The organism is Archangium gephyra (assembly GCF_049060025.1).
GTDB lineage: Bacteria > Myxococcota > Myxococcia > Myxococcales > Myxococcaceae > Archangium > Archangium gephyra_A.
This window is the reverse complement of record NZ_JBMEQQ010000002.1, coordinates 10,186,124-10,199,944: the sequence shown is the minus strand read 5'-3', so window position 1 is coordinate 10,199,944 and position 13,821 is coordinate 10,186,124. Positions and strand designations below refer to the sequence as shown.

General features: G+C 69.1%; 17 protein-coding genes. 2 read left to right on the top strand and 15 right to left on the bottom strand.

What is annotated here, in order from left to right:
* From sctR to ACN28I_RS44505, 15 genes are all read right to left on the bottom strand, one after another.
* Positions 1-837: a type III secretion system export apparatus subunit SctR gene (gene sctR / locus ACN28I_RS44575; RefSeq protein WP_420947959.1), complete on the bottom strand. Its 837-nt coding sequence runs from the start codon at positions 835-837 to the stop codon at positions 1-3.
* A 12-nt stretch (positions 838-849) separates the two neighbouring features.
* Positions 850-1,485, bottom strand: a complete 636-nt coding sequence (locus tag ACN28I_RS44570; RefSeq protein WP_420947958.1) for a FliO/MopB family protein — start codon at positions 1,483-1,485, stop codon at positions 850-852.
* A gap of 110 nt (positions 1,486-1,595) precedes the next feature.
* On the bottom strand, positions 1,596-2,966 hold the full coding sequence (gene sctQ, locus ACN28I_RS44565; protein WP_420947957.1) for a type III secretion system cytoplasmic ring protein SctQ: 1,371 nt from the start codon (positions 2,964-2,966) through the stop codon (positions 1,596-1,598).
* Complete coding sequence (locus ACN28I_RS44560; RefSeq protein WP_420947956.1) at positions 2,963-3,868, bottom strand: flagellar hook-length control protein FliK; 906 nt, start codon at positions 3,866-3,868, stop codon at positions 2,963-2,965. Before ACN28I_RS44560 ends, sctQ begins: the two co-directional genes overlap by 4 nt.
* 28 nt (positions 3,869-3,896) lie before the next feature.
* Entirely contained in the window at positions 3,897-4,388 is a 492-nt protein-coding gene (locus tag ACN28I_RS44555) for a flagellar assembly protein FliH (protein WP_329725682.1), read from the bottom strand.
* Positions 4,389-4,460: 72 nt separating this feature from the next.
* Positions 4,461-5,777: a type III secretion system ATPase SctN gene (sctN, locus tag ACN28I_RS44550; RefSeq protein ID WP_420947955.1), complete on the bottom strand. Its 1,317-nt coding sequence runs from the start codon at positions 5,775-5,777 to the stop codon at positions 4,461-4,463.
* 3 nt (positions 5,778-5,780) lie between these two features.
* Positions 5,781-6,452: a FliH/SctL family protein gene (locus ACN28I_RS44545; protein ID WP_420947954.1), complete on the bottom strand. Its 672-nt coding sequence runs from the start codon at positions 6,450-6,452 to the stop codon at positions 5,781-5,783.
* A gap of 24 nt (positions 6,453-6,476) precedes the next feature.
* Positions 6,477-8,081 carry a hypothetical protein gene (locus tag ACN28I_RS44540; protein ID WP_420947953.1) on the bottom strand — a complete coding sequence of 535 codons (1,605 nt, stop codon included), beginning with the start codon at positions 8,079-8,081 and terminating at the stop codon, positions 6,477-6,479.
* A 64-nt stretch (positions 8,082-8,145) separates the two neighbouring features.
* Positions 8,146-8,931 (bottom strand): hypothetical protein, encoded by a 786-nt coding sequence (locus ACN28I_RS44535; protein WP_420947952.1) that lies wholly within the window; start codon positions 8,929-8,931, stop codon positions 8,146-8,148.
* A gap of 136 nt (positions 8,932-9,067) precedes the next feature.
* A complete protein-coding gene (locus ACN28I_RS44530) occupies positions 9,068-9,451 on the bottom strand; it encodes an ATP-dependent helicase HrpB (RefSeq protein ID WP_420947951.1) in 384 nt (127 codons plus the stop codon).
* A gap of 31 nt (positions 9,452-9,482) precedes the next feature.
* Positions 9,483-10,313 carry a sigma-70 family RNA polymerase sigma factor gene (locus ACN28I_RS44525; RefSeq protein ID WP_420947950.1) on the bottom strand — a complete coding sequence of 277 codons (831 nt, stop codon included), beginning with the start codon at positions 10,311-10,313 and terminating at the stop codon, positions 9,483-9,485.
* A 10-nt stretch (positions 10,314-10,323) separates the two neighbouring features.
* A complete protein-coding gene (locus ACN28I_RS44520; protein ID WP_420947949.1) occupies positions 10,324-10,614 on the bottom strand; it encodes a hypothetical protein in 291 nt (96 codons plus the stop codon).
* 139 nt (positions 10,615-10,753) lie between these two features.
* Positions 10,754-11,191, bottom strand: a complete 438-nt coding sequence (locus tag ACN28I_RS44515) for a tetratricopeptide repeat protein (protein ID WP_420947948.1) — start codon at positions 11,189-11,191, stop codon at positions 10,754-10,756.
* Between the two features lie 94 nt (positions 11,192-11,285).
* Entirely contained in the window at positions 11,286-11,837 is a 552-nt protein-coding gene (locus tag ACN28I_RS44510) for a hypothetical protein (protein ID WP_420947947.1), read from the bottom strand.
* Positions 11,838-11,978: 141 nt separating this feature from the next.
* A complete protein-coding gene (locus ACN28I_RS44505; protein WP_420947946.1) occupies positions 11,979-12,257 on the bottom strand; it encodes a hypothetical protein in 279 nt (92 codons plus the stop codon).
* A 256-nt stretch (positions 12,258-12,513) separates the two neighbouring features.
* Here ACN28I_RS44505 and ACN28I_RS44500 point away from each other — a divergent pair, with 256 nt between their 5' ends.
* Together ACN28I_RS44500 and ACN28I_RS44495 are read left to right on the top strand one after the other, a co-directional pair.
* Positions 12,514-13,113: a hypothetical protein gene (locus ACN28I_RS44500; protein WP_420947945.1), complete on the top strand. Its 600-nt coding sequence runs from the start codon at positions 12,514-12,516 to the stop codon at positions 13,111-13,113.
* 146 nt (positions 13,114-13,259) lie between these two features.
* Positions 13,260-13,790 carry a GbsR/MarR family transcriptional regulator gene (locus tag ACN28I_RS44495; protein WP_420947944.1) on the top strand — a complete coding sequence of 177 codons (531 nt, stop codon included), beginning with the start codon at positions 13,260-13,262 and terminating at the stop codon, positions 13,788-13,790.
* The last annotated feature ends 31 nt before the right edge of the window (positions 13,791-13,821 follow it).

The following is a 13,821-nucleotide window of genomic DNA, read 5'->3' as shown; positions in this document are numbered from 1 at the left end:
TCACAGGTAACCGACGACGAGGCCCTTGGCGATGAGGTACCAGCCGTCGACGAGGACGAAGAGGAGCAGCTTGAAGGGCATGGAGATGGTGGTGGGCGAGAGCATGTGCATGCCCAGCGCCAGCAGGATGTTGGCCACCACCATGTCGATGACGATGAAGGGCACGAAGAGCAGGAAGCCGATCTGGAAGGCCTCCTTGAGCTCGGAGACCACGAAGGCCGGGACGATGGTCATGAAGTCCCTGTCCGTGAGGCTCTTCTTGTCCTCCTCGGTGGTGCGCATCTTCCTGGCCAGGTTGTAGAAGAGCGCGCGGTCCTTGGCGGTGACCTTCTTGATGAGGAAGTCGCGCAGCGGCTCCTTGGACTTGTTGGCCGCTTCCAACAAGGTGCCCACCGACTCCGAGGACAACAGGGCGGGCCCCTTTGCGAGGATGTCCACCTCCGCGGCCCGGTACATGGACTGGCCCACCGGGGCCATGATGTAGACGGTGAGGATGATGGCCAGGCCGGTGATGACCTGGGTGGGCGGGATCTGCTGGGTGCCCAGTGCCGAGCGCACGATGGAGAGCACCACGGAGATCTTCACGAAGCTCGTCACCATCATCAGAACGAAGGGGACGAGCGACAGCGCGGCCAGCGCCAGCATCAGCACCAGCGGACGCGAGGCGAAGGAGTCGGGGCTGACGGCGTCGACGTTCACGGCGGCGTCGACGGCGGAACCACCACCCCCGCGCTTGTTGCGCTGGGCGAAGGCGAGGAAGGGCTCCAGCGCGAACACCACGGCGAAGAGCCAGGGCGAGAGGCGGAGGGCGGGGAGGCGGACGTTGGTGAATCTCACGAGTCGTCTCGATCAAGCGCCCGGCGGCTCGGTGCCGCTCGGTTGGGTAGCACCCGGCTGCGTGGCTTCACGGCGGGCGAGGAGCTTCTGGAGGAAGGGAGAAAGGGAGATGACATTGGCCGGGGGACGCTCGGAACGGATGCGATCCACCGCCGCGGTGTCGAGCTTGGAGAGCAACTGGAGACCACTCTCGCCGCCGCCCACCAGCAGGTACTCGTCCGCGGCCTTCAGCACGAAAAGGGAGCGGCGCTGATCCAGCGGAATCCGCTCCAACACCGACACCACCGAGGGCCGCCCCGCGGGCACGCCCTGCAGCCCCATCAGCTTGCGCAGGCCCACGTTGAGCGTGAGGTAGATGGAGGCCACCACCGCGCCGAACAGCAGCAGCGTGCGCGTCAGCATCCACCCGAGGCTCTCGGGCTCCTCCTCCAGGCCCGGCGGCAGCCCGGGCGCCCCGAATTCGTCGGTGGAGGGACCGGTGGAGGGTGGCTGCGCGGGAGACGTCGAGGGCTCGGGGGAAGGAGCGGGCGCGGCGGCGGACGCCGGCGGTGGGGAGGCGGGAGCCTCGGCCCGGGCCAGCGGCGCCAGCAGGAGGCACGCGCACACCAGCCAGGCCGGGCGCGAGGAAAAGACGGAGGACACGGCCATGATGGGGCGCGAGGCTAGTGCATCGGGCAGGAGACCGCCACGGGTGCCCCCTGCCCTGCTCCGCTCCTTCGCCTGCCTGCCCGGGTCACCCCACACGCGCCACGCCCCTCTCAGCCCGCGAGCGAGAGGACCCGGACGCCCAACTGCCCCTCGATCTCCACCAGCTCGCCCCGGGCAATCACCTTGCCATTCACCGACAGGTCCACCGGCTCTCCCGGGGCCCGGCGCAGCTCCACCACCTGGCCCACCCGCAGGGCCACCACCTGCTCCGCCGTCACCGGCACCCGCGCCAGCTCCACGGAGATCTGCAGCGGGATGTCACCCAGCAGGTCGCCCGAATCCATTCTGTCGTCCACGGCACCACTCTCCGCCAAAGGGTTGCGCATCTCGGGGTTGGTGAACTCCTCGTCCCCCGACTCTCCCAGGGCATCCGCCGCGGACTCGTCCGCCTCGGAGGGCACGCGCCGCGGGAAGGACTGATCTCCGGGCACCATCCCGGTGATGCGTGCCCGGTACTGGCCATCCTCCAGGAACACGTCCGCCGCCAGGCAGCCCTTGCGAGCCAGCCCCACGAGCAGCCGGGCGGTGCCCTCCTCGCCCCGGTCCGGCCGGGCCGAGAACGCGTCCACCAGCACCACGTCCTTCACCCGGAGGCTCGCCAGGTCCCCGCTGGAGATCTCCGCCTGGGCGATCTCCGCGCGCAGCCAGGTGCGGACCGAGGACAGCCGGCCCAGGTGGGCCTGGATGTCGGCCTGCAACACCGCGCGCCGCTGCTCGGCCGCCTGCGGCGGCTCCATCACGTCCAGCACGCCCGAGGGCAGGAAGAGGCGCACCATGCCCTCCTGCGTGCCGAGCCGCGCCCGGAGCTGGACCACCAACACGGGGCCCTCCTCGCTCAGCCGCGTGATGGCCTCGTCCAGGCCGCGCGCCACGCCCTCCAGGCGCAGCTTGGGCAGCCCCTCCATCGCCGGCACCAGCGCCTTGAGGGCCTCGAGAATGACGAAGCTCGCCACGCCCTCCTCGATGTCCGTCAGGGGCCGCACGCCCACGGCCTCGCCCGCGCCACCCAGCAGCGTGTCCACCGCCGCGTGCGCCAGGGGCAGTTCAATCTCCAGCACCGCGCGCCCGCGATGCGGACCGGGCACCAGGAAGGACAGGAAGGTGGGCTCGGCCAGGTGGCGGCGCAGCTCGCCCGGCCCGAGCGCCCGCACCGCCTCCAGCGAGAAGCCCACCTGCGTGTCGAAGAGGCCCTTGAGCCGGGTGCACAGCGCCTCGGTGGCCTCGGGCTTGGGCGTCAGCCACTTGATGCGCGCGGTGAGCCGGGACTGGTTGAGCGACACCTTCTCCAGCTTGGGGAAGCTGAAGGGCTTCCACTGCCTGCCCGGAGCGGCCGGGGCCGCCGGACGCTTGAGCTGCCGGGCGTCCACCACCATGGTGCGCTCCTGCGGGCCGGGCTCGTCGTCCAGGTCGAGACTGCTCATGACTTCGCCTCGACGCGCAGCTCCTCCAGGGTGAGGCCACGTCCGGCCAGCGCGGCCTTGAGGGTCTCACGCTGCCCCTCGAGCATCTTCAGCACTTCCCGGTCGCTGCCGCTGAAGGTGGCGTGGATCTTCCCGTTCCTCGCGCTGAGCTTGATGGACAGGCCCTTGAGCACGTCGTTGCGCAGGTCGATCTGGAACTCCGCGTTGCCCGCGGCGTTGGTGCCCACGCGCACGCGCTCGACGATCTTCTGGGCGATCTCATTGGCGATGGCGCGCAGCCGCTCCGAGCCCGCCGTGGACTTGGGCTTGGCCACCGGCACGGGCGCCATCAGCGCGGGGTTGAAACGGAAGCTGGCGGCCGCCTCGGCGCCGTCCTTCTTGTCCTTGCCGTCCCCACCGCCCTTGCCCCCGCCGTCCGCGTCCGCCTTGATGGGGCCCTTGTCGCGCCGGGCCTGCACGCCCATGGCGGCGTTGTCGCTGTCCTTGTCGAGCGCCTCGCCGCGCTCGTCCAGGGCCTTGCTGGTGTCCTTGGCGTCCGCCGCGCGCGACTCGACGCGCGTCTGCGTCACGCCCTGGTCGTTCTTCCGGGCCTGCGCCATCTGGGGCTGGGCCGTCTCCGACTGGCGGCCGCCGGCCACCTGGCCCTCGGACATGCCCGTCTGCCGCTGCTGGCCGCGCAGGTCTCCCGCCTTGCCCTCCTGCTGCAGGCGCGCCAGCACGGACTTGCCCAGGTTCTGCTGCTGGGGCTGCTGCGGCTGGGCGGCCTTCTGCTGCTGCACCAGCTTGGAGAAGGCGGACTCCCCCTCCTGGCGCTGCTTCGCCTTGGACTCCTGGAGACGCTTCTCCTGGACCAGCCGCTCCACGGCCTTCTGCGCCTGACGATCGTCTTCGACTCGGCTCATCTCGACACCACCTGGGGGGGCCTGGAGGTTACTTGCGCTGCCGCATCAGGAACAAGGTGTTCCCGATTTCCTCCTGGTTCAGCTCCTCCTTGGCCTGGCGCTCGGCCCGGATCTGCTTCGTCCAGTTCTCCTTGTGCTTCTCGATGGCCTTGAGCTCCTTGGCCGCCTCGGCCATCTCGCGCCGGCGCTGCTCCACCAGCTTCTCGGCCGTCTTGACGACCTCCTTCTGGCGTTCGATCTCCAGCGCGAGCTGCGCCTCCTCGTCCTTGAGGCGCTCCTCGTACCGGTTCATCATCGTGAAGCTGTTGGGACCGGTGGTCCCCTTGGCCATGAGGCCCTGGAGGTAGGCCATGACCTTCTGCTTGCGCTCGGCCTTGCGCGTCTCGAGCTCCTGCTCCAGGCGCTTGAGCTCGGCCTTCTGCTTCTCCAGCGCCTTGACGGCGTCGGAAAAGGCCTGCTCGGCCTCCTCCTTGGCGCGCTCGCGCATCTCGAGCAGGGTCTGCAACCGGTAGGGGGGCATGGCCCCATCCTAACCCGGAAAACCCCGGTTCCGTCACCCCTCCCCGTCAGGCCTGCCCGTCAGGAGGCCCCGTCACTCCGCGAAGAGGCCGATGAGATGCTCGACGGTCTCGTCGAAGTCACTGTTGGAGTGGGTGTCCTGCTTGAGGAAGTCGATGATGGCGTCGTACTTGTCGATGGCGTAGTCCGTCCGGGGGTCCGTGCCGTACTGGTAGGCGCCCAGGAGGATGAGGTCGCGCTGCTTCTCGTAGGTGGCGAGCGTCTCGCGCAGCTTGCCCGCGGCCTTCTTGTGATCCTTGGAGACGATGCCGCTCATCACACGGGAGAGGCTGGCGAGCACGTCCATGGCGGGCCACTGATTGCGCTCGCCGAGGGCACGGTTGAGGATGAAGTGGCCGTCGAGAATACCTCGGACTTCGTCGGCGATGGGCTCCTCCATGTCACCACCGGCCACGAGGCAGGTGTAGATGGCGGTGCACTTGCCCTTCTCCGAGTTGCCCGTGCGCTCGAGGATGCGCGGCAGCATGGAGAACACGCTGGGCGGGTAGCCCTGGCGAGCCGGGGGCTCACCGATGGCGAGGCCGATTTCACGCTGGGCACGGGCCAGACGCGTCACCGTGTCGAGCATGAAGAGGACGTTGCCGCCGCGCTCGCGGAAGTACTCGGCGATGGCCGTGGCCACGTAGGCGGCGCGCAGACGCACGAGGCTGGGCTGGTCCGAGGTGGCGCACACCAGCACGGAGCGCTTCATGCCCTCCTCGCCCATGGCGTCCTCGATGAACTCGCGCACTTCGCGGCCACGCTCGCCGATCAGCGCCACGACGCACAGGTCGGCTTTCGTGTTGCGCGCTATCTGGCCCATCAGCGTGGACTTACCGACGCCCGAGCCGGCGAAGAGGCCCACGCGCTGGCCCTCGCCCACGGTGAGCAGTCCGTCGATGCACCGCACGCCCAGGGGCAGCGGCCGTTCAATCCGCTGGCGCTTGAAGGGGTCCGGGCAGTCGCGGTCCACGGACCAGTCGAAGAGGCCCTCGGTGGGCAGGGGCTTGCCGTCCATGGGCTCGCCGATGCCGTTGAGCACACGCCCCAACAGCCCTTCCCCGCACTTGATGGAGAGGGGTCTGCCGGTGGGGACGACCTCGCTGGACGGGCCGATGCCGAGCAGCTCGCCCAGGGGCATGAGCATGACCTCATCCCCCTGGAAGCCCACCACCTCGGCCTTCACCGCGTTGCGGCCGCCGTGGCCCTTGATGAGGACCAGCTCGCCCACGCGGACGTTGGGCACGCTGGCCTTGATGACCAGACCCGTCAGCTCGGTGACGCGGCCCTGCACCCGGTACAGCGGCGCTTCCTTGATGAGGGAGTAGTAGCGCTGGAGATCGAGAGCCATGGGTTACGCGGGACCGTCCTTCTTGCCCTGGTCCGGGAAGAGCACGTTCTGCAGCATCTCGAACTGGGTGGGGAGCTGCGCGTCCACCTTGCCGAACTCCGTCTGCACGATGCAGCCCACCGGCGCCACGTCCGCGTCCTCCTTGATGGACACGTCCACCGCCCGGCCGATGAGCTCCATCAGCTCTGCCTTGCGGGAGCGCAGCACCGCGGCCGACTTGGGATTGACCCTCAGCACCACCGCCCGCGCGCTGCGCAGCTCCTCGATGGCCTTGGCGCAGATGTCCGTCAGCAGCGAGGGATCCCTCTCCACGTCGCGGCCGATGATCTTCTCGGCGATCTTGCAGGCCAGCGCCACCACGTCGCGCTCCTGCTGGGCGAGGATCTCCCCGGCCTGCATCTTCGCGCGCAGCAGCGTCTCCGTGGCCTGGGCGAGTCCTTCCTGCCGGCCCTGCTCGCGCGTCTTCGCCAGCAGCTCCTCGCGCTCGCGCTGGGCCTCCGCGAGGATGCGCTCCTTCTCGCGATGGGCCTCCTCAATGATGCCCTGGGCGGTCTGCCGGGCATCGAAGACCTCGGCGTTCATCACGCCCGGACGCGGCGGACGCAGCACCGGCCTGTCCCCACCGGGTAGAGGCTCGGCCCCCGAGTCGCCCTTGATCACCTTGCCGATCGCCATCGAAAGCTCCTTGTGCGCCGGATGCTAGCGCGTTCCGCCGCGAGGTCCACGCCCACTGGTGCCCGGTCCCCCGGCTGGTCTCTGGACGCGCCGCTGGACCTGGGACTGGGACGGGGACCCGTCCGGCCGCACCGCCGGGAGGGAGGTGCTGGTCCCCAGCATCCTGGGCGGCCGCTCAGGCTCGGCCTCGACCCGCGACACGGCGCTCCGGCTGTGCGTGCGCGCCGCCAGGGGGGAACGGATGATGCGCGAGACCTCCCCCTCCGGCGCGGGAGGCTCGTTGACGCGGGACCGGGAGCCCACGCCCGTACCGGTCCGCGACGGCGGCGGCCCGATGCGCGCCCCGGTGGGATCCGGCTTCACGTCCGCCCCCTCCCGGGCATTGTCCCGGGCACTTCGGGGGGTCACCCGGCTCACCCGCGAGGGAGAGGCCTCGGGAGGCGCCTCCTGCTGGCGTCCCCCGTATTGCGAGCTGGCGCCCGCCCGGCGCGCCTCGCGCTCGGCGATGGGATCCCTCCGCACGTTGACGGACTGGGAGGACGCGGAGCGGCGGACCGACGCCTCGGAGCTGGCGCCCGCGCGCATCTCCCGGGACACCGCCGGGCCCCGGGTCGAGGGCGGAGGCACCACCGCCTTGCCACTCATCGAGGGCGGCGGGCCGAGGGCGGGCGGACGAGGCGGGGTGAGCCGCACCGGGCGCTCGATGAGCCCCCGGGCCGCGAGCCGCTCCAGGTCCGTGACGATGTCCGTGCGGCCACCGTCGCCGCGGGTCGTCGGCTTGGCGCGCTCCTCGCGCACCCACCTGGCCAGCACCTGGCCAAATTCGCTGCGGTGCTTCTCCACCAGGCGCGAGGCGAACTCGGCGGACTGCGCCACGCTCGCGCGAGCCAGCCGGTGCACCCCGGCGCTCCGGATGGCGGAGGCCAGATTCTCCATGCCGCCGTACTGCTCGAGCTGCGCGCGGGCATCCTCCTCGGCGAGCTTGCGCGGGGCGTTGGCCGTCACGGCCCGCGTGGCGAGCTGGCGCAGGTGGGGCGGCAGCACGGCGAAGGCCGGCTCCCGCTCGCCGTCCGGGATGCCCGCCAGCGCCGGCCCCAGCACGCGCGCGCCCAGCCGGTCACACATGGTGAGCAGTTCGCGCGTCTGCAGCAGCAGCACGTCGGTGAACTTGAAGGGCACGTGCGCCGAGGCCTCGCGCGACAGCCGCTCCTCCAGCTTCCAGCGCACGATGTCCAGCACCTGGGGCCGGACCTCGCGCGTGAGCTTCACCTTCCCCGTATTGGGCAGGTGGGTGCGCACCGCCTCGGCGAGCTGGGCCGGCAGCGCGCGCATCACCACTTCCACCAGGGCGGCCCGCTCCCGCTTGAGCAGCCCCGCGAGCCGCTCCGGATCCGCGCTCCACAACTGCCCGCGCCGATCCTTCACCAGCCGCTTGATCTCCTGGACCATCAGCGGAATCCGCTTGTCGCGCGGAATCTGGAGGATCTCCTGGGCCCGGTGCTGGAGCAGCTCCGCCTCTTCCTCGGGCAGATGCTCCAGCGCGGCGACGCCCTCCTGGCCACCGAAGGTGATGGCGGTCAGGAGCATCATCGTCTGTCGCTTGCTCAGCGAGGTGAAGAACTGATCCAACGGTCACCCCGCGGGGGAGAGGCGTTCCAGGAAGACGGCGGACTGCGCTCGCGACACGAACTACTTACGGGCCCGGCCCGCGGCGGGAGCGGCACCACCGCCCCGGAGCATCGGCCACACCGCCAGGCCGATGGCGGCCAGGATGACCATCACGGCCACGCCCGCCATCATCCGGAACTGGCTCACGCTGGAGGCCGTCATGCGCATGCCGAACACGTCCTGCAGGCGGCTCTCCGGGCCCACCTCGGCGTCGGGCGCCAGCGCCGGCGTCAGCAGCACCGTCACCGACGCCGGCTTGAGCCTCCGGCACCGCGGTGGAGACGAACTGCTGCACGTCCTCGCGCTTGATGGGCGAGTCGTTCTTCAGGCCCGGCCGGTACTTGATGAACACCGAGGCCGAGGGCTCCGGCTTGTTCTCCGGCTGCGCGAGATCGTTGTTCTCCGGAATCATCACGATGACCCGGGCCTCCAGCACACCGTCGATTTGATTGAGGGCGTTGGACACCTCGCCGCCGAGCGCCTTGAGCAACATGGCGCGCTCCTCGGTGGCGGTGGGCACCATGCCGCCCTTGGCGAAGTGGTTGAGCCCCTTCTCCATGGGCCGCGGCAGCGAGTACGCGCGCAGCAGCTCGGCGGCCTGGGCCGTGTCCGCCTTGGGCACCTGGATGCGGAAGCGCAGCTCGTTGCCACCCTCCTCCTTCATCTTGGTGGCGGAGATGCCGTTCTTGCTGAGCAGGACGTAGATCTCATTGGCGTCTTGCTCGGTCAGGTCGTGTTGCAGGTCGATGGTGCAGCCAGTCCCCACCGCGAGAGCGAGGAGGGCGGCGAGCGCGTACGGTCGGAGCGTCATGGGCGTCCCTAGCTTAGATGGGCCGCGTCCTTCCCAACAAGACCCAACCCCGAAACAGCCTGGAAAACGAGGAAGGGCGCCCCCTCGCTTGGAGGAGACGCCCTTCGGGAAGCAGCCGCCGAGGCTGGCTGCTCGCTTACACCTGGGTCTTCAGGGTGTCCTTCAGACCGCTGGTGGCCTTCTCGACGACCTTGCTCGTCAGGTCCAGCTCCTGCGTGTACTTGTACATGCCGGCCTGGAGCGAGAGCAGCTCGGCGTTGGAGAACGTCTTTCCGGAGGCGCCGGCCTGGATGAGCTTGTCCATGTTGACCTGGCCCTTCTCCAGCTCGCCCACCACGTGCGAGAGCATGTTGCCGACCTTGCCGGCCTCCTGCTTGCCGTGGACGGCCTCGGCGCCGCGCGCGGTGGCGGGCTCCTGGCCGGCGGTGTTCACCTTGTTGAGCGCCGCCTTCTCCGTCTTGTTGACGGACTCGGTGTGGCGAATCTGCTCGGTGCGCTGGGTGGCCTGAGCGGCATTCACCTGCTCCGGCCCGCCCGCGCCCTGAGCCTTGTTAGCGAGGGCCGCGTCGAACTTCGAGGCTCCCTGCTTGTTGACCTGCTGCGCGCCCTGATCCTGCAACTTCTGCTGAGCGATCTGCGCCGCCGAGACGCCGGCCATCGGACCCGCCATGTGACTGCCTCCTTGAATCCTCAGGGGAGGAAGAGTCCTCCTCGTTCAAAAGTTCCTTGAGCCGCTCGATGGCGCGCGCATGCAGCCGCGACGCCCAGCTCTTCGACTGCCCGATCTCCGCGCCCGCCTCTTCCAGCGTCTTGCCCTGGAAGTAGTAGCCCTGCAGCAGCCGCTTTTCCTTCTCCGGCAGCTTCTCGATGGCCGCCCTCAACCGCACCCGCTGCTGCTCGAGCTCCATCCGTTGATCCACGGGCAGAGACTCGTCCGAGAAGCCCAGCGTGTCCGCACCTTCGAGGCTGGTCGCGAACACCATCGCCAGTCCCGCCACCGCGTTGGAGATCTCCATGACATCATCGTCAATGGACCCCCCGCGGTTGCCTCCTCCCTGCTCGCGATCCGAAAGATTTCCCAAATAGGCCGTCGCGCGCTCTCCCATGTAGGAGGAGCGCGCGTCGCCGCCCTTGAGAATCCCCATCTTGCGCAGGCCGTCGTAGATGGCGCCCTTGATGCGGTAGTGGGCAAATGTGAGGAAGTTGGCCCCAACCTTCGGGTCAAAGCGATCCGCCGCCTCGAGCAGGCCAATCTGGCCGTAGGCGATCAGCTCATCGAGCTCGAGCTGGGCGGAGAACTGCCTGCGCACGGTCGACGCGAGCGACCGGACGTAGGGGCCGTACTTCTCCAGGAGGACCTTCTTGTCTTCGCCGAGAGCCAAAGCGGGGCGCTCACTCGGCCTTCGACCACAACCGCTCGAGGGCCTGATTCAGTCGGGGGTCATCCTGCAAGGCGTCGGCGATCTTGCTCGTCAGGGCCGACGACTTCATCCGCAGCTTTTCTTTGAGTACTTCGGCGACAAGCTTGCGAGTCGCCTCTTCCTTGTTCTTGAAGTCCCCGTTCTTGAGCTGTTTGGCGATGGCGAGCGCTTGGGAGGTGATGGGGTCAGTGGCCTGGGGCCCCTGCACGTTGCCGGAGCCGACGGCCCCGGACGGACCCACCAATCCCGCGGTGCGATCCACTCCGCCACCAAATGCCGCCGCTCCTGCCTTGCCGGCCGGCGCCTTACCGGAGGGGCCCTTGGCGCCTCCAGCTCGTCCCTTTCCGCCCCCTCGTCCAACTCCACCGACCGACATCGGCATCTCCTTCGTTCAACGCATCCTACTTCTTCGCGGAGGGCGGCGGCAGGGCCCCCGCCTCTTTCGCGTCGAGGAGGGCGCGGGCCAGCCGCCCCCCATCGCCGTCCGCATCCAAGTCCATGGCGGCCTTCAGCTCCTTGAGGGCCTCGGGCACCTTGCCCATGAACAACAGGGCCTCGCCCACGTGTGCCCGGGGCAGGCCGGAATTGGGAGCGAGCCGCTGGGCGGCCCGGTAGGCCTGCAGCGCCTTGTCATGACGGCCCTGGGCGAACTCGAGCGAACCGAGCGCCAACTGGGGCACCTCGCTCCTGGGCATCAGCACCGCGGCGCCCGCGAAGACCTCGCGCGCCTTGTCGAACTGGCCCATGTCCAGCCACAGGTAGCCCGCCTCGAGGAGGATCATCGCCTCCCGCCTGGCGAGCGGCACGAGGCTGCCCGAGATCTCCGAAGTCTCCGCCATGTGACGTCTGCTTCCTTTTCCGGCCCGGCAATGGGGAGGACGAGGCCTCGTCCTCCCCGGGGTGCCGGACCCGTGTGACCGCCAGCGTCAGACGCTAGCGGATGTTGCCGATGGAGTTCTTCGCCGAGTCGTGCCGGGTCTTCAGCACGTTGGAGATGGTGCTGAACACCTGGTTCTCGCGCTGCATGGCGACCTGCAGGCCCAGCAGCTTCTTCTGCTCGGCGAACATGCTCTGCATCTCGGGGTTGAACTCGCCGCCCACGCCGCTGCCGCCACCGGGCAGGCTGACCTGGCCGTTGTTGCCGCCGGAGGCGCCGATGGAGGTGGAGCCGGACACGAGCGCGCCGCCGCCGCTGTTGAGCGTGGTGTTCATCGGGGACGCGCCGGAGCCGAGGGCCGCGCCGTAGTAGGGCGCCGCGCCGGAGCCGTTGGCGCCGTTGAAGGTGGTGAGCGAGGACACGGCCGCGGACACCACGGAGCCACCGGGCACCATGTTGGCCACCACGCCCACGCCACCGGCCACCATGTTGGCCGCGGTCCCCACACCGTTCTGCACGCGAGCGGCGAAGCTCGTGTCGGGGGTCACGCGCGCCGTCGTCAGGTTGGTGGACATCCGCGGCATGTTCAGGTTGCTGTCGATCTTCATGGTTCCTCTCCAGGCGATGGAACGGCCAAGTCTTCGCGGAGCACGGGGGGGTCCGGCGCTCCCTTTTCTGAATTATCGGTGATCGTCCGGAACAGTTGCGTCTGATCCGTCAGAAAGTCGGCCCGCCCCCCAAAACCGCTGTTATTTCCGGCCCTTACCCTTGGACTCGGTCACGAGCCGCTCGCGCGTATCCAAAAGGACGCCGAGCAATTCCTCGGTGCGGGAGATGGCGGCCTGGACCTTCTTGGCGTGCTCGGCCTTGGGGCCCTTGAGGTTGGCCAGCTCGGTCTTCACCGGGGTGAAGAGCGACTGGACCTCCTCGGCGGAGGCGGTCTCGATGAAGGACTCGATGGCCGGGAAGGACGGCGTGGGCAGGGGCTCGTCAACGGGCGCGGGCTGCTGCTTGGACGGGGGAGGCATGGTGGAAAGGGACTCCTGTCAGTGCCGGCGCCAGGGCCAGCGCAGTCGGATTTCCCGAAGTTAGGGGAAAACCCCCTCCGGGTTCAAGCCGCCTGCCCTACTGACGGGGCGGCGCGCCGGAAAGAGCCGCCCGGGGAGGGTCCAGGCGCGTGCGTTTCCCGGGGCGTCCCTGGCCGCTACCCAGAGTGCACCTAGCTTTTGCCCAGCGGGGGGCGCTGCCAGGGGGGCACCGCCACCGCCTGACGAGGAGACTCTCATGACGAAGAAGATTGTGGGGCTGTTCGCGACCGTGGCGCTGATGAGCTCTGGCGTGGCCCTGGCGGGTGACGACAAGAACAAGAACCAGCAGACCCAGAGCAGCGGGCAGATGGGCGGCGACATCGGCGGTGCGGGCACCCAGGGCCAGTCCGGCCAGATGCAGGGCCAGATGGCGGGCGAGAAGCAGGTCAGCGGCACCGTGGTGAAGAGCAGCAAGAGCATGCTCCACCTGAGGACCGACAACGGCATCATCCCGTTGAAGATCAACAAGGACGTCCAGTTCCAGGATCCGAACCTCAAGAACGTCCAATCGCTCAAGGAAGGCCAGCAGGTCCGCGCCAGCTTCGACATCCTGGGCACGGACAACGTGGCCAAGAGCATCTCGCTGGACGCCTCGAACACGGGCGGCAGCGGCCTGGAAGGCGACACGGGCATCAACCAGGACCTGGGCGGCTCGGGCCTGGACCAGGACATCAACAAGGACATGGGCGGCTCCGGTGACGTGGGCGGTGACGTCGGCGGCTCCGGTGACATGGGCGGTGACGTCGGCGGCTCCGGCTCCGGCGACCTGGGCGGCTCCGGCGACGTGAAGCACTAGTCCGCCCCCGGTATCCATGGGGATGGAATCAGGGAGCTCGCGGCATCACTCCGATGCCGTGGGCTCCCATCAGTTCATTCAGTATTGACTGAACATCCTGACGCCAGTAGACGGGAGCGCGATTTCCCTTCCGGGAGAGGCCGCGCATGCGTCGGGATGGGTTGAGCGCCGAGGAAGAGCAGTTCATCGAGTCGATGGGCCTGTTCTTCGAGCGCCAGGGCGTGCCGCGCATCGGTGGCCGCATCCTCGGGTTGTTGCTGCTGGCCGAGAAGCCGCTCGCGCTGGGCGAGGTCGCCGGGCTGCTGAGGGTGAGCCCGGCCTCCGTTTCCACCAACGTGCGCCAGCTCCAGGCCAGCGGCCTGGTGGATCCCGCCAGCATCCCGGGGGATCGCCGCCACTACTACGTCTTCAACAGCGCGGGGTGGGATCACCGGCTCGAGATGGCGGTCACCGCCATGGACGTCCTGGGCCAGTTGTGCCAGGACGCGCTCGCCATGCCCCAGTTGAAGGAGCGCCACAAGCTGCGCGAGGCGGTGGAGTTCTGCGGTTTCTACCGCCAGGAATTGGCCGGTGCGGCCGGGCGTTGGCGCGCCCGCTTCGCCCGCAAGCCCGGCAACCAGGCCACCCTCCCTTCATCCCCGCCCTCCCCGCGTCAGCGCCGGAGCGCCACCCGCTAACCTGCCCCACCCCTTCCCCGGTCTCGGAAAG

What these genes read in the sequence shown, in the direction of transcription:
- ACN28I_RS44570 (WP_420947958.1), bottom strand. Translation starts at nt 1,485, where the DNA reads ATGGCCGTGTCCTCCGTCTTTTCCTCGCGCCCGGCCTGGCTGGTGTGC.
- sctQ (WP_420947957.1), bottom strand. Translation starts at nt 2,966, where the DNA reads ATGAGCAGTCTCGACCTGGACGACGAGCCCGGCCCGCAGGAGCGCACC.
- ACN28I_RS44560 (WP_420947956.1), bottom strand. Translation starts at nt 3,868, where the DNA reads ATGAGCCGAGTCGAAGACGATCGTCAGGCGCAGAAGGCCGTGGAGCGG.
- ACN28I_RS44555 (WP_329725682.1), bottom strand. Translation starts at nt 4,388, where the DNA reads ATGCCCCCCTACCGGTTGCAGACCCTGCTCGAGATGCGCGAGCGCGCC.
- sctN (WP_420947955.1), bottom strand. Translation starts at nt 5,777, where the DNA reads ATGGCTCTCGATCTCCAGCGCTACTACTCCCTCATCAAGGAAGCGCCG.
- ACN28I_RS44545 (WP_420947954.1), bottom strand. Translation starts at nt 6,452, where the DNA reads ATGGCGATCGGCAAGGTGATCAAGGGCGACTCGGGGGCCGAGCCTCTA.
- ACN28I_RS44535 (WP_420947952.1), bottom strand. Translation starts at nt 8,931, where the DNA reads ATGACGCTCCGACCGTACGCGCTCGCCGCCCTCCTCGCTCTCGCGGTG.
- ACN28I_RS44515 (WP_420947948.1), bottom strand. Translation starts at nt 11,191, where the DNA reads ATGGCGGAGACTTCGGAGATCTCGGGCAGCCTCGTGCCGCTCGCCAGG.
- ACN28I_RS44510 (WP_420947947.1), bottom strand. Translation starts at nt 11,837, where the DNA reads ATGAAGATCGACAGCAACCTGAACATGCCGCGGATGTCCACCAACCTG.
- ACN28I_RS44505 (WP_420947946.1), bottom strand. Translation starts at nt 12,257, where the DNA reads ATGCCTCCCCCGTCCAAGCAGCAGCCCGCGCCCGTTGACGAGCCCCTG.
- ACN28I_RS44500 (WP_420947945.1), top strand. Translation starts at nt 12,514, where the DNA reads ATGACGAAGAAGATTGTGGGGCTGTTCGCGACCGTGGCGCTGATGAGC.
- ACN28I_RS44495 (WP_420947944.1), top strand. Translation starts at nt 13,260, where the DNA reads ATGCGTCGGGATGGGTTGAGCGCCGAGGAAGAGCAGTTCATCGAGTCG.